The 17,991-nt window shown below is 65.5% G+C and carries 19 protein-coding genes and 1 pseudogene; 5 read left to right on the plus strand and 15 right to left on the minus strand.

All coding sequences use genetic code 11. The annotated features are described in order from the left end of the window. The first annotated feature begins 162 nt into the window (after window positions 1-162). Both scpA and NOF55_RS21050 read left to right on the plus strand, forming a co-directional pair. Complete coding sequence (gene scpA / locus NOF55_RS21045) at window positions 163-2,304, plus strand: methylmalonyl-CoA mutase (protein WP_306413088.1); 2,142 nt, start codon at window positions 163-165, stop codon at window positions 2,302-2,304. Between the two features lie 176 nt (window positions 2,305-2,480). Continuing rightward, complete coding sequence (locus tag NOF55_RS21050; RefSeq protein ID WP_306413089.1) at window positions 2,481-3,704, plus strand: iron-containing alcohol dehydrogenase; 1,224 nt, start codon at window positions 2,481-2,483, stop codon at window positions 3,702-3,704. A 31-nt stretch (window positions 3,705-3,735) separates the two neighbouring features. Here the strand turns inward: NOF55_RS21050 and NOF55_RS21055 are convergent, their stop codons facing one another. Continuing rightward, window positions 3,736-4,944 (minus strand): acetate/propionate family kinase, encoded by a 1,209-nt coding sequence (locus NOF55_RS21055; RefSeq protein WP_306413090.1) that lies wholly within the window; start codon window positions 4,942-4,944, stop codon window positions 3,736-3,738. A gap of 120 nt (window positions 4,945-5,064) precedes the next feature. Between NOF55_RS21055 and NOF55_RS21060 the strand changes: the two genes are divergently transcribed. Further along, entirely contained in the window at window positions 5,065-7,785 is a 2,721-nt protein-coding gene (locus NOF55_RS21060) for a cation-transporting P-type ATPase (protein ID WP_306413091.1), read from the plus strand. 6 nt (window positions 7,786-7,791) lie between these two features. On the opposite strand, the gene NOF55_RS21065 is transcribed toward NOF55_RS21060, so the two are convergent. The 4 genes and pseudogenes from NOF55_RS21065 to NOF55_RS21080 form a co-directional block, all read right to left on the minus strand. After that, window positions 7,792-8,778: a P1 family peptidase gene (locus NOF55_RS21065; RefSeq protein ID WP_306413092.1), complete on the minus strand. Its 987-nt coding sequence runs from the start codon at window positions 8,776-8,778 to the stop codon at window positions 7,792-7,794. 188 nt (window positions 8,779-8,966) lie between these two features. Next, a complete protein-coding gene (locus NOF55_RS21070; protein ID WP_306413093.1) occupies window positions 8,967-10,496 on the minus strand; it encodes a bifunctional aminoglycoside phosphotransferase/ATP-binding protein in 1,530 nt (509 codons plus the stop codon). 144 nt (window positions 10,497-10,640) lie between these two features. After that, window positions 10,641-11,414: a siderophore-interacting protein gene (locus NOF55_RS21075; RefSeq protein WP_306413113.1), complete on the minus strand. Its 774-nt coding sequence runs from the start codon at window positions 11,412-11,414 to the stop codon at window positions 10,641-10,643. 72 nt (window positions 11,415-11,486) lie between these two features. Next, window positions 11,487-12,194 (minus strand): annotated as a pseudogene (locus tag NOF55_RS21080) (PadR family transcriptional regulator); the annotation flags it as partial. Between NOF55_RS21080 and NOF55_RS21085 the strand changes: the two are divergent. Together NOF55_RS21085 and NOF55_RS21090 are read left to right on the plus strand one after the other, a co-directional pair. Beyond that, window positions 12,175-12,567 carry a hypothetical protein gene (locus NOF55_RS21085; RefSeq protein ID WP_306413094.1) on the plus strand — a complete coding sequence of 131 codons (393 nt, stop codon included), beginning with the start codon at window positions 12,175-12,177 and terminating at the stop codon, window positions 12,565-12,567. The pseudogene NOF55_RS21080 and the gene NOF55_RS21085 sit on opposite strands and share 20 nt — an antisense overlap. 388 nt (window positions 12,568-12,955) lie before the next feature. Further along, on the plus strand, window positions 12,956-13,228 hold the full coding sequence (locus NOF55_RS21090; RefSeq protein WP_306413095.1) for a hypothetical protein: 273 nt from the start codon (window positions 12,956-12,958) through the stop codon (window positions 13,226-13,228). On the opposite strand, the gene NOF55_RS21095 is transcribed toward NOF55_RS21090, so the two are convergent. The 10 genes from NOF55_RS21095 to NOF55_RS21140 form a co-directional block, all read right to left on the minus strand. Next, a complete protein-coding gene (locus NOF55_RS21095; RefSeq protein ID WP_306413096.1) occupies window positions 13,206-14,015 on the minus strand; it encodes a transglutaminase-like domain-containing protein in 810 nt (269 codons plus the stop codon). The genes NOF55_RS21090 and NOF55_RS21095 overlap by 23 nt on opposite strands. A 71-nt stretch (window positions 14,016-14,086) precedes the next feature. Next, window positions 14,087-14,986, minus strand: coding sequence for a transglutaminase family protein (locus tag NOF55_RS21100; protein WP_306413114.1), 900 nt, complete (start codon window positions 14,984-14,986; stop codon window positions 14,087-14,089). A gap of 64 nt (window positions 14,987-15,050) precedes the next feature. Continuing rightward, window positions 15,051-15,296 (minus strand): hypothetical protein, encoded by a 246-nt coding sequence (locus NOF55_RS21105; RefSeq protein WP_306413097.1) that lies wholly within the window; start codon window positions 15,294-15,296, stop codon window positions 15,051-15,053. A gap of 73 nt (window positions 15,297-15,369) precedes the next feature. Further along, on the minus strand, window positions 15,370-15,558 hold the full coding sequence (locus NOF55_RS21110; RefSeq protein ID WP_306413098.1) for a hypothetical protein: 189 nt from the start codon (window positions 15,556-15,558) through the stop codon (window positions 15,370-15,372). Between the two features lie 74 nt (window positions 15,559-15,632). Beyond that, complete coding sequence (locus NOF55_RS21115) at window positions 15,633-15,773, minus strand: hypothetical protein (protein WP_306413099.1); 141 nt, start codon at window positions 15,771-15,773, stop codon at window positions 15,633-15,635. 149 nt (window positions 15,774-15,922) lie between these two features. Beyond that, entirely contained in the window at window positions 15,923-16,207 is a 285-nt protein-coding gene (locus NOF55_RS21120; RefSeq protein WP_306413100.1) for a hypothetical protein, read from the minus strand. A gap of 117 nt (window positions 16,208-16,324) precedes the next feature. After that, window positions 16,325-16,546 (minus strand): hypothetical protein, encoded by a 222-nt coding sequence (locus NOF55_RS21125; RefSeq protein WP_306413101.1) that lies wholly within the window; start codon window positions 16,544-16,546, stop codon window positions 16,325-16,327. A 35-nt stretch (window positions 16,547-16,581) separates the two neighbouring features. After that, a complete protein-coding gene (gene rpsU, locus NOF55_RS21130; protein ID WP_306413102.1) occupies window positions 16,582-16,818 on the minus strand; it encodes a 30S ribosomal protein S21 in 237 nt (78 codons plus the stop codon). Between the two features lie 26 nt (window positions 16,819-16,844). Further along, window positions 16,845-17,132, minus strand: coding sequence for a cold-shock protein (locus NOF55_RS21135; protein ID WP_306413103.1), 288 nt, complete (start codon window positions 17,130-17,132; stop codon window positions 16,845-16,847). Window positions 17,133-17,240: 108 nt separating this feature from the next. Continuing rightward, window positions 17,241-17,450 carry a cold-shock protein gene (locus NOF55_RS21140; protein WP_306413104.1) on the minus strand — a complete coding sequence of 70 codons (210 nt, stop codon included), beginning with the start codon at window positions 17,448-17,450 and terminating at the stop codon, window positions 17,241-17,243. Between the last annotated feature and the right edge of the window lie 541 nt (window positions 17,451-17,991).

Below are 17,991 nucleotides of genomic sequence, written 5' to 3' on the forward strand. Positions count from 1 at the left end.
TCCGACCCGTCCGGGTTCAGGCCCGGATGTAAAGAGTTCACCCACGGCGCGGTTCGCGTCCGTGGATGAGAGCATTTCCAGCAAAAGTGCAGCACGCGGTTTTGCGTCCGGAAATGCGTAAAAAACGCGGAAACGCTCTAAGGCGTATGAGGAGAAACGAGCATGTCGGAGGAAAAGACGATCGAGGACTGGAAGGCGCTGGCCGAGAAGGAAATCAAGCGTTCGGCCGATACGCTGACCTGGCACACGCCGGAAGGCATCGACGTCAAGCCGCTCTATACGGCCGAGGATCTGGAAGGCATCGGCCATCTCGGCACGCTGCCGGGCTTCGATCCGTTCATCCGCGGCCCGCGCGCCAGCATGTATGCCGGCCGGCCGTGGACGATCCGCCAATATGCCGGCTTCTCCACGGCGGAAGAGTCGAACGCCTTCTACCGCAAGGCGCTCGCCGCCGGCCAGCAGGGCGTGTCGGTCGCCTTCGACCTCGCCACGCATCGCGGTTACGACAGCGACCATCCGCGCGTCGAGGGCGATGTCGGCAAGGCGGGCGTGGCGATCGATTCGGTCGAGGACATGAAGATCCTGTTCGACGGCATCCCGCTCGAAACCGTCTCCGTATCCATGACCATGAACGGCGCCGTCATCCCGATCCTCGCCAATTTCATCGTCACCGGCGAGGAGCAGGGCGTGTCGCGGACCAAGCTCTCCGGCACCATCCAGAACGACATCCTCAAGGAGTTCATGGTCCGCAACACCTATATCTACCCGCCGGCCCCCTCGATGCGCATCATCGCCGACATCATCGAGTACACGGCGAAGGAGATGCCGAAGTTCAACTCCATCTCGATCTCCGGCTATCACATGCAGGAGGCCGGCGCGACGCTGGTGCAGGAACTGGCCTTCACGCTGGCCGACGGGCGCGAATATGTCCGCGCCGCGCTTGCCAAGGGTCTCGACGTCGATGCCTTCGCCGGGCGCCTGTCGTTCTTCTTCGCCATCGGCATGAATTTCTTCATGGAAGCCGCCAAGCTGCGCGCCGCCCGTCTGTTGTGGACGCGCATCATGAAGGAATTCGAGCCGAAAAAGGCGTCGTCACTGATGCTGCGCACCCATTGCCAGACCTCGGGCGTCTCGCTTCAGGAGCAGGATCCCTACAACAACGTCATCCGCACGGCCTACGAGGCGATGTCGGCCGCGCTCGGCGGCACGCAGTCGCTGCACACCAACGCGCTCGACGAGGCCATCGCGCTGCCGACCGAATTTTCGGCCCGCATCGCCCGCAACACCCAGCTCATCCTGCAAAACGAGACCGGCGTGACGAAGGTCGTCGATCCGCTCGCCGGTTCCTACTATGTCGAAAGCCTCACCAACGAACTGGCCGAAAAGGCCTGGGCGCTGATCGAGGAGGTCGAGGCGCTGGGCGGCATGACCAGGGCCGTCGACGACGGCCTGCCGAAGCGCCTGATCGAGGAAGCCGCCACCCGCCGTCAGGCCGCCGTCGACAGGGGCGAGGAGGTCATCGTCGGCGTCAACAAGTTCCGCCTCGAAAACGAGGAGCCGATCGACATCCTTGAAATCGACAACAGCGCCGTGCGCCTGTCGCAGGTCAGGCGCATCGAGCAAACGCGCCGCCGCCGCGATTCGGCCGCCGTCGAAAAGACGCTCGCCCGCCTGACCGAGGTCGCGCGCACCGGCGAGGGCAACATCCTCGAAGCCGCCGTCGACGCCGCCCGCGCGCGCGCCACGGTCGGCGAGATCTCGGATGCGCTGCGCGCCGTCTTCGGCGACCATGTCGCCGTGCCGAAGGTCGTCCGCAACATCTACGGCAAGGCGTACGAAGGCGATCCCGAACTGGCGAACCTCGCCGACCGCCTGAAGACCTACACGCAGGCCAAGGGCACAGCACCGCGCATCCTCGTCGCCAAGCTCGGGCAGGACGGCCACGACCGCGGCGCCAAGGTCATCGCCTCGGCCTTCGGCGATATCGGCTTCGATGTCGTCGCCGGTCCCCTGTTCCAGACGCCGGAGGAGGCCGCCGATCTGGCGGTTGCGGAAAAGGTCCAGGTCGTCGGCATGTCGTCGCTGGCCGCCGGCCACAAGACGCTGGCGCCGCAGCTCGTCGAGGCGTTGAAGGCAAGGGGGGCGGAGCATGTCATCGTCGTCGTCGGCGGCGTCATCCCGCGTCAGGATTACGACTACCTGCTGGAGCACGGTGTTTCCGCCGTCTTCGGCCCGGGCACCAATGTGATGGATGCCGCCCGCTCGGTCCTCGACCTCGTCGAAGGCCGGTTGCGTAACGATTGATCCAAAGGAGAAGGGATCAATCCGGGGAACGCTGCGCTTCGGGGGGCTGGAGCGCAGCGTTTTCTGTTTGCGGGACGGGGCGGCGTCCCGTGTTTTCCCCGGTTGCCAGGGCACTTCCGCCTTTGGCACTCTGGCCGCGGGAGAGACTGCGTATTTCGTTCAGGAGGAGAATTTTCATGGATCATGAGACCTATCGCGCGCTGCTTTCCGGCGCGCCGGACCATCTCAAGGAAACCAGGGCCTTTCAGGCCGCGGGCCTCAAGGCGCCGGGCGTCTTTCTCTACGGGCTCGGCGCGGGGGAGGCGCTGGGGCGCACCGTTTCGGCATTGACTGTAGGACGGAAGGTGCTGCTGATCTCGGACGCGGTGCTGGACAGGCTCGGCCTCGCGCCGCTGGTGGCGGCATGGCTGGCCGAGGCGGGCTTCGCCGTCACGCTGTTCACCGATGTCGAGCCGGAGCCGCATCTGGAAACCGTCGAGAAGGTCTCGGCCCTGGCCCGCCGCGCGGATGTGTCGGCCATCGTCGGCCTCGGCGGCGGTTCGGTGCTCGACGTCGCCAAGGTCGCGGCGCTGTCGCTCGGCACGGGCCGCATGCCTGCCGATATCGTGCGCGGCCATCCGCGTTTCGAAACGGAGGTCATGGCGCCGCTGGTGCTCGTTCCCACCACCTCCGGCACCGGCTCGGAAACCAGCATCTTCGCCGTCGTCACCGACGGCACCACCAAGCGCTCGCTCTCAGGTCCGGCGCTGGTGCCGCAGGCGGCGATCCTCGATCCGCTGCTCACCGTCTCGATGCCCGCCTCCGTCACCGCCATGACCGGCATGGACGCGCTCACCCACGCCATCGAGGCGGTCATGCACACGGCGGCGACGCCGATGTGCGATGCGCTGTCCTTCGGCGCGATCGCCCTTCTGTCGCGCTCGATCCGCACGGCGCGGGCCGAACCGCAGAACCTTGCCGCCCGCTACGACATGGCCGTCGGCTCGGCGCTGGCGATGATGAGCTTCAACCTGTCCGGAGGCTTGTGGGCGCACAGCGTGTCCTACGTGCTCGGCAGCTACAACGGCACGCCGCACGGCCTCGGCTGCGCGCTCGGCCTGCCCTGCCTCATGGATTTCAACCGGTCCGCCGTGCCGCAGGCGCTTGCCGGCGTCGCGCGGGCGATGGGCGTTTCCGGCGATCCGGCCCGGGCGATCCAGGCGCTGATGGCCGATCTCGGCCTGCCCGTGAACCTCGCGCAACACAAGGTCAGTGCCGCCGATCTCAGGGCGCTGTCGGAGGAGATGGCGCGGCTTTACCCGCGCGCCGCCAATCCCCGGCCGATGAATGCGCAGGAGAGCCTCGCCTACTGGCAGGCGATGTACGAGGGCAGGCTTTCGCGCGAAAGCGCGAATGCATAGGACCGCGGCGGGGCGTGCCCGCGATCCGCGGTCAGGCGGAAGCGCCCGGGCCGGGAAGGGCGGGGTATCCGAGAAGAAAAAGCGCCTCCTCGGCGATCACCTGTTCCTCGTCGGTGGGGATCACCATCACCTTCACCCGGCTGCCGGCGGCGGAGATCACCCCGGCATTGGCGGCATTGGCCGCCGGGTCGAGCGTCACGCCGAGAAAGGCGAGGTGGCCGGAAATCATGGCGCGGATGGCGGGCTGGTTCTCGCCGACGCCGGCGGTGAAGACGAGGCCGTCCAGCCCCTCCAGCGCCACGGCCTGGCGGGCGATCTCGCCGGCGGCGCGGAAGGTGTAGAGGTCCAGCGCCTCCTTCGCCTCGGCCCTGTCGCTGGCGATCAGCGCCCGCGTGTCGGCGCTGATGCCCGAAACGCCGAGCAGGCCGGAGCGGCGGTAGAGCAGGTCCTCCACGGCGGGCCGGCTCATGCTGCGCTCGGTCAGCAGGTGCAGCAGCACGCCGGGGTCGATGGCGCCGCAGCGCGTGGCCATCGGAATACCGTCCAGCGTGGTGAAGCTCATGGAGGTGTCGCGGCTTTCGCCGTTCTGCATGGCGCAGAGGCTCGCCCCGGAGCCGAGATGGGCGGCGACGACGCGGCCCTTCGAAAGGTCCGGGTCGCGGCGGGCGAGTTCGGCGGCGATGTACTTGTAGGAGAGGCCGTGGAAACCGTAGCGCCGGATTCCCTCGTCGAACATGCCGCGCGGCAGCGCGAAGCGCTGGGCCGTTTCACTCATGGTGCGGTGGAAGGCGGTGTCGAAGGAGGCGGTCTGCGGCAGGTCGGGCCGCAGGTCGCGGATGGCGTTGATCAGGCGCACGATCTGCGGCTGGTGCAGCGGCGCCAGAACGGTCAGCGCCTCGATGTCGGCAAGGGTCCGCTCGTCGATCTTCACCGGACCGGTGAAATCGCGGCCGCCATGCACGACGCGGTGCGCCACGGCGTCGATGGAGGACAGGTCGAAATGCTCGCCCAGCCATTCGAACGTCTCTTCCAGCACCTCGGTCAGCCCGTCGCCGGCCTCGGCCTCCAGCGGCACGTCGAAGATATCGGGGCCCTCGGTCAGGTGGAAGGTCAGCGGGCGGTTGTTGAAGTCGAGCATGCCCTTGCCGATCCTGCGCAGGATGCCCGGGCCGAATTCGAAGATGCCGATCTTCACCGTCGAAGAACCGGTGTTGAATGTCAGCAGCAGTTTTCCGTCCATGTCGTCGTCCTCCACTGACACGCATAGGGTAAGATCACATTCATGTCATCCACGCTCAAGCCATTGTTTGCTACATTGCAACGGCAAGATTACCAATACCCGCAGCAAGGCAGGCCGTGAATGAATAAAAACGTCGTTTCTTCGCCCGAAAGCCCTGAGACGACAGCGGTTCACGGTGCCTGGCATGCGCTTTCCCGCGAAGAGGTCTTCGGCAGCCTGGGCAGCGGCGAAAAGGGGCTGACGTCCCTGTCCGTGCGCGAGCGGCTGGCGGCCCACGGCGAGAACCGGCTTCCCGAACCGCCGCGGCCGCATCCGCTCATGCGCTTCCTGTCGCAGTTCAACAACATGCTGATCTACTTCCTCATGGCGGCGGCGGTGGCCTCGGCCGTGCTCGGCCACATGGTCGATGCGGCGGTCATCCTCGGCGTGGTGGTGGTCAACGCCATCGTCGGCTTCGTGCAGGAGGGCAAGGCGGAAAAGGCGCTGGATGCGATCCGCGACATGATCTCGCCGCACGCCACGGTGGTGCGCGACGGTGAGCGCCAGATGATCGATGCCCGCCACATCGTGCCGGGCGATCTGGTGCTGGTCGAGGCGGGCGACAAGGTGCCGGCGGACCTGCGGCTGGTGCGCGCGTCGAGCCTGCTCGCCAACGAGGCGATCCTGACCGGGGAATCCGTTCCGGCCGAAAAGCACCTCGCGCCGGTCGCCGAAGCCGCCGCCATCGCCGACCGTACCTGCATGCTCTTTTCCGGCACCATCGTCGCGGCGGGGCAGGGCGGGGGCATTGCCGTCGAAACCGGCTCCCGCACGGAAATCGGCCGGATTTCGGCGCTGATCGGCACCGTGCAGCAACTGACCACGCCGCTGCTGGTCCAGATCGACCGCTTCGGGCGGATGATCACCTGGTTCGCCATGTCGCTGGCGGCGGCGCTGTTCGTCTTCGCCTATGCCGTCAGGGGATATGACTGGGTGGATGCGCTGATGGTGGTGGTGGCGCTGAGCGTCGGCGTGGTGCCGGAAGGCCTGCCTGCCGTCATCACCATCACGCTCGCCATCGGCGTGCGCCGCATGGCGGCGCGCAATGCCGTGGTGCGCCGGCTCCCGGCGGTGGAAACGCTCGGCTCCACCTCCGTCATCTGCTCGGACAAGACCGGGACGCTGACGAAGAACGAGATGACCGTCGCCCGCGTCGTCACGGCAAGCGGCGAAACGCTGGTCTCGGGGGCCGGATACGAGCCGGAGGGCGTGCTGACCGGGCCGGAAGATGCCGTGCGCGACCGGCTTCTCCTCGCCGGCCTGTTGTGCAACGACGCGCATCTGAAGGAAGAGGGCGGCCACTACACCGTCCTCGGCGATCCGATGGAAGGGGCGCTGGTCACGCTGGTGCTCAAGGCTGGCTTCGTCCCGGAGGACGAACGGCGCGCCTGGCCGCGCATCGACGACATCCCCTTCGATGCCGCCCATCGCTTCATGGCGACGCTCAACAGTGCGCCGTCGGGTGAGAGGGTGATTTTCATGAAGGGCGCGCCGGAGCGGGTTCTCGCCATGTGCGATTCCGTCATGGGCGCGGAAGGCGACGTCGCCGTCGATCCCGTCTACTGGGACGAGGCGATCGCCGCCGCCGCCAGCCACGGCGAGCGCGTTCTCGGCTTTGCGATGGGCAGGGCGCCGGTCGGGGCGGACAGCCTCGGCCACCACATGCTGGAAAGCGGCCTCGTCTTCCTCGGCATCGCCGGCTTCATCGATCCGCCCCGCCCGGAAGCCATGCAGGCGGTGGCGGAATGCCGCTCGGCGGGGATTTCGGTCAAGATGATCACCGGCGATCACGGCGCGACGGCGGCGGCGATCGCCCGCCAGCTCGGCCTTGCCGACGATCCGGTCGTCGTCACCGGCGCGGAGATCGACGGGCTTTCGGACGAGGAGCTGAAGCCCGTCGCGCTCCAGACCAGCGTGTTCGCCCGCACCAGCCCGGAACACAAGCTGCGCATCGTGCGCGCGCTTCAGGCCGATGGCCATGTCGTGGCGATGACCGGCGACGGCGTCAACGATGCGCCGTCGCTGAAGCAGGCCGATGTCGGCATCGCGATGGGCCGCAAGGGTACGGAAGCCGCCAAGGAGGCGGCGGAAACGGTGCTGATGGACGACAATTTCGCCTCCATCGTCGCCGCCGTGCATGAAGGCCGCACGGTCTACGACAATATCCGCAAGGTGATCGGCTGGACCCTGCCGACCAATGGCGGCGAATTGCTGGCGGTCGTCCTGGCCATCCTGCTCGGCTTCGCCCTGCCGATGACGCCGGTGCAGATCCTCTGGGTCAACCTGATCATGACGGTCACGCTCGGCCTCGTGCTGGCCTTCGAGCCGCCGGAGCCCGGCGTCATGCAGCGGCGGCCGCGCCGGCGCGACGCGCCGCTCGTCACGCCCTTCCTGCTCTGGCGCATCATTTTCGTGTCGTTCCTGTTCATGAGCGGCGTTTTCGGCGTCTTCTTCCATGCGCTCGGCAACGGTGAGAGCATCGAGGTGGCGCGGACGCAGGTCGTCAACGTCCTTGCCGTCATGGAGATCTTCTATCTCTTCAACGTCCGCTACCTGCACACCACCTCGATCAGCTTCCGCGGCCTGCTCGGCACGCCCGCCGTGCTGCTCGCGGTCGGCGGCCTCACCGTCGCGCAGTTCGGCTACACCTACCTGCCGTTCATGAACGCATTGTTCGGGTCGGCCCCGGTCTCGCTGGGCGACGGGCTGGTGATCGTCGGTGTCGGCGTCCTGCTGCTCGCCATTCTGGAAGCGGAGAAATGGATCGTCCGCCGGTTCGGCTGGTTCGCCGACGAGATCTGACGGGCGTCAGGCGAAACGGTCCTTCCACGCCTTCTGGGCGCCGGGAACCGGCAGGGCGGTGGCCTCGAACACGCCGCGCGCCACCGCCCGGGCCATCGTGACGGTGGCCAGGTGGCAAAGCTCGGCGAAGGCGGCGGGATGATCCAGCGTCCGCCTGGCCGTCGCGGCGGCGAAGACGGTGTCGCCGTCGGCGGGCAGATGGGCGGGCAGCAGCGCCCGGGCCAGGCCGTCATGGGCCATGATCGACAGCCGGTGCGCCTGCGCCTTGGTCAGCACCGCGTCGGTCACGATGGCGCCGATGGTGGTCGCCGTCAGGTTCACGCCCTTCAGCCGCATGGCATGGTCGTCCGGCCCGAACCGCGCCGGCAGGCCGCGCCCGCCGAACTCCGCGTCGCGTTCGAAAGGTGCGGCCCAGAAATGCGGGCCGTCGCCCACCGTCGCCGAACCCAGCGCGTTGACCGCGACGATCGCCGCGATCCCCTGACCGCCGGAGGCGACGGCGCTGGCCGAGCCGAGGCCGCCCTTGAACGTGGCCGTGGTGGCGCCGGTGCCGGCACCCGCCGTGCCGAGCGCGAACGGCCCCTTGCCCGCGACGCGGAACGCCTCGTAGCCCATGTCGCGATAGGGGGAGTGCAGGCCCCATTGCTTGTCGCCGCCGTTGAGCAGGTCCATGAGGATCGCCTGCGGCACGATGGGCACGCGCGCCGCGCCGACCGCGAGGCCGCGGCCGGCCTGGCGCAGCCCGGCCTGCACGCCGCCGGCCGCATCCAGTCCGAAGGCGGAGCCGCCGGACAGGACGAAGGCGTCCACGGCCTGCACGGTCATGGCCGGATCGAGAAGGGCCGTGTCGCGGCCGCCCGGCGCGCCGCCGAGAACGCAGCCCGAGGCGACCGCCGGCTCGTCGAAGACCACGACCGTGACGCCGGAGCCCAGTTTCAGGTCGGTGGCATGGCCCACGGCGACGCCGTCGATATCGGTCAGAAGATTGTTCATTGGTTCGCCCTTGCCCGGATCGGGTTATGCTTCAGTCGAATACCGTTTTACGGGGAGTTCTGTAATCTGTGCCGCGGGAGAAGAGGAGGATCAAGCATGGTTTTCGGCAGAATTCTGGATGTCGTCGTCAACAACAAGACGCGCACGGTCTGCGGCATCGCGCTCATGGGGGTGCTCAGCACCTATGCCTACATGCTGGTCGGCTGACCGCCGCCGATCATGTCCAGCGCCGTTGCCGTCAGGGTCTCGGCGTCGGCGGTCGCGTCGAGCCTCGTCCAGTCGAGCGGGCCCGGATCGCGAGCGAGCTGGCTCTCCAGAACCTCGGTCGTCGCATCGGAATCGCCCTGGCTGCGGGCGCGTATGCGCTGGCGCAGCACGTCCGGCGCGGCGTCGAGCCACAGGCCGGTGAAGGGCGCGCCGAGACCGGCGGCGACGGCGCTGACCGCTTCGCGCTCCTCCGCGCGGCTGAAGACCGCATCGACGATGGCGATGCCGCCGCCATCGAGGATCGTGCGGGCCCGGTCGTTCAGCGCGGCATAGACCTTTTCGGAAACTCCGGGCGCATAGGCCTCGTCCGGCAGCCGTTCGCTCAAACCCGCGCCGAACAGCGCCTTGCGGATGCGGTCGCTTTCCAGCAGGCGCGCGCCGGGGGCAACACCCAGCAGCGGCGCGAGCCGGACGGCGAGCGTCGACTTGCCGGAGCCGGAAAGCCCGCCGATGGCGATGAGACGCGGTTCCTGTTCGTTCAGAAGATCGTTAGCCAGCTCGAAATATTGACCTGCCAGCGCTTTCAGCGCCTCCCCGCCGTCCTTGGCGGTTTCGGCCTGGGTCGCCGTCACATGGGCGCGGACCTCGGCGCGCACGGCCATCATGAAGGGCAGGAGGCAGAAGCCGGCATCGTCGGCGCTGCGGTCGAGATAGCGGTTGACGACGGCACTGGCGAGGCCGGGCAGGTCGCGGTGCCACAGATCCATCAGCAGGAAGGCGAGATCGTAGAGGATGTCGGTGGAGGCGATGGCGTCGTTGAACTCGATGCAGTCGAACAGGCGCGGCCCCTCCGGCGTGCGGTAGATGTTCCTCAGATGCAGGTCGCCGTGGCAGAGCCGCAGCTTTCCGGCTCTCTCGCGGGCATCGAGCAGGGCGGCATGGCGCGCGAGCCTCTTGCGAAGTGTGGCGTCCAGCCCGGCCACGGCCGCGTCGGAAAAGACGTGCGACGTGGCGAAGCCGGCGCGGTTGATGTCGAGCACGCCGCGCAGGTTCGCCGCTCCGCCGCCGGTGTGCAGCACCTCGGCCTTCTCGTGGAAGCCGGCGATGGCGACGGCCGTCTCCTCCATCAGCGGCGTGTCGAGCGCATGGCGTTCGGCCAGCCGGTCGAAGAGTTCGTCCTCGTCGAAACGGCGCATCTCCACGGCGGCGTCGACGAGTTCGCCGGGGCCGTCGAGCTCGAGGCCGCCGCTTCCCGTGCGGGTGATGCGGCGCGTGCCGCGGTAAAGGTCGGGGGCGGTGCGGCGGTTCAGCGTCACCTCGTTCTCGCAGGCCGCCAGCCGGAGCGCCGGGGTGGAGAAATCGGCATAGGGCAGCTTCACCGGCTTCTTGAGCTTGAAGGCGGCGTCGCCGGCCAGAAGGATGATGGAAATGTGGGTTTCCACCCGTTTCCGCCCGCCGCCCGTCATCATCCCTTCGAGAAAGGCGATCGTCTCCGTCTGGCTGTCGGTCATGTGCGGCTCTCCCGTGACGGGCGCAGTCTAGGCATTTTTCGTGTCGGGATAAAATGCCGGGGATCAAAAAAGCCGGACGCTGGCGGACATGCGCCGGTCATGGTCGACCGGCGCGGTTTTCAAGGCGCCGAAGGCGGGTCCGGCTCAGTCCTCGAACTTCTCGGTGGTATCGGCCTTGCCCTTCACCCAGTAGCCCGAAGCGCGCAGCCAGGCGAGCGGATGGTTGCGTTCGCCGACGAGATAGGCGCGGATGGCCTTGGCGACCGAACCCTCGGCGGCAAGCCAGACGAAGGTGCCCGGCTCCAGCGGAACGTCGCGCAGCCGCTCGATGATGGCGGCGGCGTCCGTCGCGTCGGTGCGGTGAACCCAGTGGGCGGTCAGGGCAGCGGCGGTTTCGAACGTCTGCTCGTCCTGCGTGCCGGGAACGGCCACGATGCTGGTGACGGGGACGCCCGCCTCCATCTCCTCGATGCGGCGGCCGATCGCCGGAAGCGCGGTTTCGTCGCCGATCAGGACCCAGGCCCGGATCGGGCCGCCGATGACCTGCGAACCGCGCGGGCCGCCGATCTGGGCGGGATCGCCGGGGCGCACGCCGAGCGCCCATTGCGTCGCCGGTCCGGCCTCATGAACCGCGAAGTCGAGGACGAGCGTGCGGTTGTGCGGATCGTAATGGCGCGGCGTGTAGTCGCGCATGGCGGTGCCGCCCTGTCCGTCCGGCACGAAGAGCTTGACGTGATCGCCGGCCGACAGCGACGTGAACCCTTCCAGCTCATCGCCGCCGAGCGTGATGCGGATCATGTTCGGCGTCAGCGAGACGGCCGAAAGCACGGTCAACTGCCGGCGGCGCAATTCATGGCGGATGCGTTCGATCTTCGGCAGAAGCCCGGTCTGGCCGGCTGCGGTGTTGGGCGCGCTCATGGTTTCTTTTCCGTTCGTGGGGTTCGAGGGGGTAACGGTCTCTGGCGGTTCATCGTCGGCGATGCGCCGGGCCGCGTCGTGCAGGATGGCGACGATGCGCTCGACCGCGGCCTGCGGCACGCCGGGCCGGCGCAACTGGCCGCGCAGCGCGGCCTTCAGGCCGTCCATCGCCTCGGCGACGGCAAGTGGCGCGCCGCGGCGCACGCCATCGCCGTCCTGCCCGCCACGGGCGCGCAGCGCCTCCACCGTCGTGCGGTTGGCCGCCAGATAGGCCTCGCCTTCCGCGGTGATGCGATAGCTCTTGCGGTTGCCCTCGCTGGCCTCCGCGACGGCGTAGCCGATGTCGTCGAGCCAGGCGAGCGTCGGGTAGAGAACGCCGGGGCTCGGCGTGTAGCTGCCGCCGAACATGTCCTCGACGGACTTGATCAGTTCGTAGCCGTGACTGGGGCGCTCGGAAATGATCGAGAGGATCAGCAGGCGAAGCTCACCGTAGTCCAGCATCCGGCCGCCGCGGCGCCGGCCACGGCGGCCGGCTTCCTCATCGTGATGCCTGCGCTCCGGCCACGGGCCGGTCCTGGGGAATTTGCGGTCCCCTCCGCTTTTTGGTCTGTTTCTCATGCGGTGAAGATATATTTCGATATATCTAAATTCAAGATATATCGAAAAATAATCGGAGCGCCGCCGCTGGGGACCGCCCGGGCGCAGTTTGGGCTGGCTATTGGGCGAAGAACCTGCGCAGGGTGTTTCTTTGGAGATCACCATGCGCCTGACACGAATCATAGCGGCCGGACTTCTCGTTCTGCCGGCCTTCACGCCCGCCCATGCGGCCCCTGCCGTGGATGTGGCGCTGTCTTCGGCGATGGTTTCCGAACGGATCGACGGAACGCTTCTTTCGGGAGAAACGCGCACCTACCGGTTTGTGGTCACGAATCCGGGACAGATCACCTTTTCCGTCGCGGGAGAGAACCTCCATTGCGGGACCGACCTGAGCAAGGCGTCGCAACGGGGCGTGCTGACGACATGGCGCCGGTTTCCCGCGTCCTTCACGGACAATGCCAGGGCGGGCGAAACCTATACGATGTCGTTCTTCCAGAGCCGCGAAGCCTGGATCAACAAGACCGGCTGCACGTTCTCCTTCTCGATCTCGCCCTGATTTTCCGGAAATCGCCGCCCGCCGGCACGTTTGCATTCGTGCCGGGATGCCGCGGAAAACAAAAAAGGCCGGGGCAATAATGCACCGACCTTCCTCACATCGCTCTCAACACCAGTGCCAGTACATCCGTGGTCAAAAGTCCGAAGCGATTACACAACCGCGAACGCTCAATTCATTCAGCGCTCACCAGCAGTTGCTATGACCCATATATAGAGTGACAATGTGTTCAAAACAAGTTGCCGTTCCCGAATGCGATAATTTCCCCGGCATGGCGGCCGGTCTTCTTGGAACCGCAATTGACGTGCATGTCGTCAGAACCGTCGGCTTTTGGACCGGGCGCCGCGGAAAAGGGCCACATCGCCCTTGCCCCAGGAGAAAGGTGGACCAGATGTCTTCCGAACCATGTCTTGTCACATCGGATGCAGGGTTCACCGATCCGCCGGCTCCCTCCCGGGCGAATGGCGGCGCGGATGGATACTCGGAAACCGTGCTCGGTCGGCTGTTGAACCGCGCGTCCTATGCCACGGAAAAGCTCGTGGCCGCCGACGGAGCGGATCGCGACGCGGAACTGCAATTGATCCGCCGCATCGCCGAGGCGACGATCGGTTACGATCAGGCGGCGGGGCCTGCCGGCGGGGTTACATCGAAACCTCGTCCGTGATCACCTCGAAACGCGTCAGCAGCGCCGGACCGAAGGCCGTCGACATCGCCACATCCGTGGCATCGCGGCCGGTGGCCATGAGGATGCGGCCGATGCGGGGCGTGTTGTGGCGGGCATCGACCGTGTACCAGCGTCCGCTGAGATAGACCTCGAACCAGGCGCTGAAATCCATAGGGTTCGGGTCCTTCGGCACGCCGATGTCTCCGAGATAGCCCGTGCAGTAGCGGGCCGGAATGTTCATGCAGCGGCAAAGCGTGATGGCCAGATGGGCGAAATCGCGGCACACGCCGGTTCTGTCCGTGAAGCCGCCGAAGGCCGTCCTGAGCGGGTCGGCCTTCATGTAGTCGAAGGCGATCCGGTCGTGGGTGAAGTCGAGAATGGCCTGCACCCGCGGCCAGCCGAGCGGCGTTCCGGAAAAGGTCTTCCAGGCGAAATCCGACAGCCGGTCGGTGTCGCAATAGCGGCTGCCGAGCAGATAGACGAGCACCTCGTCGGGAAGGTGAGCGATGTCGTGCTGGACGGCATCTTCGGGAACCGGGTCGGGCAGGCCGGTGTCATAGATTTCGAACATCGTGGAAATCGTCGTCAGGCCGGGAGGCGCGACGATGCGGTTGCAGGCATTGCCGAACACATCGGTATAGCTCCAGGCCTCTATGGGCCGGTCGAAGCTCAGGACCTGTTCCGTAAGAAGATCGACGCGGCGGGAGGGATGGATGTTGAGGACGAGCAGCATCGGCGTTTCATGCTCGCACTCGTATCCCAGTTGAAAGCCTGCGCGTATCTTCATGTGGCTCCGGTCCTTCTTCTCGGGAGTGTTCGTCAGAATTGCAAACGCACGGACATGGCAACCCGTTCCTTCTACCAGCGATTTGCGGCGTTGTCGTCCGGTTCGGTGACGACGTTGACCTGCACCTGCATGCTGTCGAAATCGAGCGGCCCGCCGTCATAGCTGCCGGACAGGGGAATCGCCTGCCTCGGATCGCGGGCGACGCCGACGCGGATGAGATCGCGGTTGCCGACGATGCCGTTGGTGGGATCGAACTCCACCCAGCCCGCACCCGGCAGGAAGATCTGGCACCACGCATGTGTCGAACCGCCGCCCAGCGTGACGGAACCGTCGCGGTCGGGAACATAGATATAGCCGGTGACGAAGCGGGCGGCGAGACCGAGCGAGCGGGCCGCCTCCATCATCAACAGCGCGAAATCGCGGCACGAGCCATTTCGAAGCCTGAGCGTCTCGAGGGGCGTCTGCGTTCCGTGTTCGCTGCGCCGGGAATAGCTGAAGCTCTCGCGGATCGCATAGCAGAGGGTCATCAGGACATGGCCCGTGCGCGCCGTCGGGCTGAAAGGCACGAACTGTCTCGCCCACCGCCCCACCTCGTCGTCGGGGTCGGCATAATGCCTGGCGATCGTCCGCTCGAGGTCTATGGCTTCGTCGGCATCGTAGGCAAAGGGAAAGCTGAACGCCTGCACGTCCATCTCCAGGTCGAGAGGAACATGCGCCGTGTGATCGAGACGGATCGACGTTTCGAACCGCAGTTCTGCCGATTCGGCGGAAAGGTCGATCAGCGCGATGCAGTTTCCGAAGACGTCGTGAATCCAGCGCACGGAATCGGGCTGCGGAAAGACATCCAGCGAGCAGTTCAGCAGCGTCTGGTCGAAACTGTCGCGGGGCCTGAACATCAGCCGGTGCTGGCCGAAGGACACCGGCTTCTTGTAGCGATAGGCGGTGATATGCCGAACCGAGAAAATCATCAGGCGGTCCCCGCAGATCCTGGATGCGGCATCCGGCGCGGCCCGGGGAGGCCGGTGCGGACTGTCATCATTCGTCCCGGCGCTTGAGCGGGTATTCGGGAGCGTCGTAGAGCATGCGGATCTGCCTGTCGTCGAAGCGGGTTTCGTCCACTTCCAGCACCGAGCCGCGCAATTGCGAACCCGGCATGTCCTCGATGGCGAAACGCACGGCTTCCGCCGCGGTCTCGAACCGCCTGTAGCGCGGGCCGCTGCTTCCGCGGAACTTCTTGCCGGCGTAAAGCCCGGCTCCGGTCGTATAGTCGAATTCAGGCACTTTATGGTCCTCGTTCATCCCGAACGGTTTCGAATCGTCGGAGCCGCGACGGCCTTGCCAAGGGGCAAGCGGATCAGGAGAGGCTGGCGAATGGCCCCGTTCTCTTGTCCAGGCGTTGCTGCCGCTCCTCGACGCGAAGCTCGCGCTTGCGCAGTTGCAGCCGTTTGCGGAGGTTCTGAAGCTTTTCGGCATTGGAGCCTCGATCGGCATCCGGGACGCGAAAGAGATCTTCCACGGCACGGCGGGGGGTCTTGTGCATCATGTCGGTATCCTTTGATGAACGGGTGAGACGGCCCGCACCGTTGAACCGGAGCGGGCCGCAATGGCGAAGCGCGGCTACTTCTTCTTGCCGAAGCCGGACGTGCCGCCGGCAAGCTTGACCTGCGTGCCGGGCGCCGGCGGGGGCGGCGCAGTCTCGGTCTTGTCTTTCTTCGGCTTGCGGATTTCGCGGTTGCCGCGCATTTGACCCTTGGCCATGTTTTCCTCCTCGTTGTCGTTGTTATCGGGACCGGAGCATTCCCGGGAAAAGCGTGAAGCGGTTTTCCGTCACTCCGCCTAAACCGGAAGCGTTCTGGCTGGGCATATCGGCGCGTGCCGCCGGCAGGCGGCGGACAGCGGCCGTTGCATCAGACGGGAAGAGGTCCGGTAAACGGATGTTTCCCGCGGGACAGTGCAAGCGTGCGAAGGTGGGTGCGCCCGAAGGAAACGACCTTCGGTCCTGTTTTCGCCTTGCGGTCGAAATCGGGAAAAGCCACGAAATTCACGGTCGATCCGCGATCATGCCCGGCATTGCGTGCAACGTCTTCGGCGGCGCTGAGAAGCAGGTGAAGTGCGGCATTCTCGCGATAGCCGAAAGCGCCCGTCCGGACGAGATTGCGAGAAAGGCTCGAAGGATAAAAGTCGGAAGACATCACGTCCTCCTTTCGTTGGGGCCAGGATTGCAAACCCTGAAGCGGCAGCGCCCTTTAAACGGCTGCCGGCCCTTGTAGAATGCGCCTATTCCGTTTCCGGGGCAAGACGTTTCGAAATTACGTCTTGCCGGAAGAGGACGGCTTTTTCCCGCGGACGGGAGGGATGACGACCGTAGCCGTCTCCTGCGCTTCCCGAAGCTCGCGAAGCCGCTGCGTCTTGCGGGCGCGCTGGAGAGCCTCGGCAGTGATGATCTCCTTCGCCGCCCGATCCGTCGTGGACGCCTTGTCCTGGGCGGACGTTCTGCCCGGTTTGAAAAATGCCTCTTTCGTGATGGTCATAGTGACCTCCTTTTAGCAAGGATTCGGATCGGTGATCACCGCGGGCGGACGACTTTCTTGGGGGCGGGAAGCAATCCCTCGCGCTGCATCTTCTTCTTCACCAGCTTGCGGTGGCGGCGAACGGCCTCGGCCTGCTCGCGAATGCGCTTCTCGGACGGCTTCTCATAGGAGCGCCGCGCCCGCATTTCCCGGAAAACGCCTTCGCGCTGCATCCTCTTCTTCAAGACGCGAAGAGCCTGTTCGATATTATTGTCCCTGACGATAACCTGCAAAATGTCTCCTGACTCAGCCTGGGCTGTTATTTCCTGGTCCTGATGGCGTTCGGATTGATCCAGCTCGACGTCCCGTCGCGGGGCGATGCGCCTTGCGGCTCGCGGGTCCGCGGGGACGACGCTGTCGTATCGATGTCGTCCTGGCTTATGCTTCGGTCGAAATTCTCATGCTCGAACCGCACCCTGTAGCGAACCAGCCCCTGCGCTTCCGGCAGCGCGGACATGATCCGGCCGGAGCCTTGCGGCTGGATGCTTCCCAGCACCCGGGATTTCAGAACAATCGTATCTCCCGATCGATAACGGTGTTTGGGCATGAGAGCTTCCATAGCCATAAAAAACAAAAGGCCGGGCGAACCCGACCTCTCACGATCACTCAGCTCCGCTGCCTGTACAGTCGTGGTCAACGGGAGCGAATGACAAATTCAAGCCGCCTGAAGATTATCGGCGGAGCTTTTGCCGGACTTGCGATCCTGCACGATATCGTAGCGGACCTTCTGGCCGTCGCTGAGCGAACGCAGACCTGCGCGCTCGACGGCCGAGATGTGGACGAAAACGTCCGTGCTGCCGTTATCGGGCTGAATGAAGCCGAAGCCCTTGGTGGCGTTGAACCACTTTACAGTACCAGTGTTCATAACGATTTCCTTTCGCAGCAATCGTTGTGGTTCCCGCGATACCTTGCGGGATTGGATCGATTAGTTGAGAGGAAATCTGACGGAGCCCTTGAGGCTCTGGAGCGACGTCACAAGCAATGGTCGATGGGCCCAATATAAGCTCAATTTTCGATTTTGCAATGGAGCGGTGCCGCTTTCGCTCCACCTTGCCGGAAATCGCGCGGTAACACCCTGCTTTCGCGGGCAAGTTTATTTGAGCAGAATACGGTTTCGCGCATCGCACGCCCGGATGCAATGAGTAAGGGCAATATGGCCGTTTGTCGAAAATGCAGGGCCGGCAGGCTCCTTTTGGGTTTATTTTTGTTTGATTTGTTAAATTTATTGTTCTGGATCAATTGCTTGTGTGATTTTTTGTATGAAAGTGCGATTCAGTTATTGACGTTTGAGTGTGGAGGGTTCTATAAGCAGCGTCGTTGACGAGGGCGGCTTCGCTGCTGGCGACCTTCTCGTTTGCTCTTGAGACTGGCGGCGATATTTGGCCTTAAGGGTTTGATTTTGCTGG

The organism is Ectorhizobium quercum (genome assembly GCF_026552795.1).
Taxonomy (GTDB): Bacteria; Pseudomonadota; Alphaproteobacteria; order Rhizobiales; family Rhizobiaceae; genus Ectorhizobium; species Ectorhizobium quercum.

Excerpts from the sequence above, each read along its gene's own strand:
- NOF55_RS21110 (WP_306413098.1), bottom strand. The coding sequence starts at position 15,558 with ATGATGCACAAGACCCCCCGCCGTGCCGTGGAAGATCTCTTTCGCGTC.
- scpA (WP_306413088.1), top strand. The coding sequence starts at position 163 with ATGTCGGAGGAAAAGACGATCGAGGACTGGAAGGCGCTGGCCGAGAAG.
- NOF55_RS21055 (WP_306413090.1), bottom strand. The coding sequence starts at position 4,944 with ATGGACGGAAAACTGCTGCTGACATTCAACACCGGTTCTTCGACGGTG.
- NOF55_RS21135 (WP_306413103.1), bottom strand. The coding sequence starts at position 17,132 with ATGCCCAAACACCGTTATCGATCGGGAGATACGATTGTTCTGAAATCC.
- NOF55_RS21075 (WP_306413113.1), bottom strand. The coding sequence starts at position 11,414 with ATGAGCGCGCCCAACACCGCAGCCGGCCAGACCGGGCTTCTGCCGAAG.
- NOF55_RS21070 (WP_306413093.1), bottom strand. The coding sequence starts at position 10,496 with ATGACCGACAGCCAGACGGAGACGATCGCCTTTCTCGAAGGGATGATG.
- NOF55_RS21085 (WP_306413094.1), top strand. The coding sequence starts at position 12,175 with ATGCGCCTGACACGAATCATAGCGGCCGGACTTCTCGTTCTGCCGGCC.
- NOF55_RS21090 (WP_306413095.1), top strand. The coding sequence starts at position 12,956 with ATGTCTTCCGAACCATGTCTTGTCACATCGGATGCAGGGTTCACCGAT.
- NOF55_RS21060 (WP_306413091.1), top strand. The coding sequence starts at position 5,065 with ATGAATAAAAACGTCGTTTCTTCGCCCGAAAGCCCTGAGACGACAGCG.
- NOF55_RS21120 (WP_306413100.1), bottom strand. The coding sequence starts at position 16,207 with ATGTCTTCCGACTTTTATCCTTCGAGCCTTTCTCGCAATCTCGTCCGG.
- NOF55_RS21065 (WP_306413092.1), bottom strand. The coding sequence starts at position 8,778 with ATGAACAATCTTCTGACCGATATCGACGGCGTCGCCGTGGGCCATGCC.
- NOF55_RS21140 (WP_306413104.1), bottom strand. The coding sequence starts at position 17,450 with ATGAACACTGGTACTGTAAAGTGGTTCAACGCCACCAAGGGCTTCGGC.
- NOF55_RS21125 (WP_306413101.1), bottom strand. The coding sequence starts at position 16,546 with ATGACCATCACGAAAGAGGCATTTTTCAAACCGGGCAGAACGTCCGCC.
- NOF55_RS21050 (WP_306413089.1), top strand. The coding sequence starts at position 2,481 with ATGGATCATGAGACCTATCGCGCGCTGCTTTCCGGCGCGCCGGACCAT.
- NOF55_RS21115 (WP_306413099.1), bottom strand. The coding sequence starts at position 15,773 with ATGGCCAAGGGTCAAATGCGCGGCAACCGCGAAATCCGCAAGCCGAAG.
- NOF55_RS21095 (WP_306413096.1), bottom strand. The coding sequence starts at position 14,015 with ATGAAGATACGCGCAGGCTTTCAACTGGGATACGAGTGCGAGCATGAA.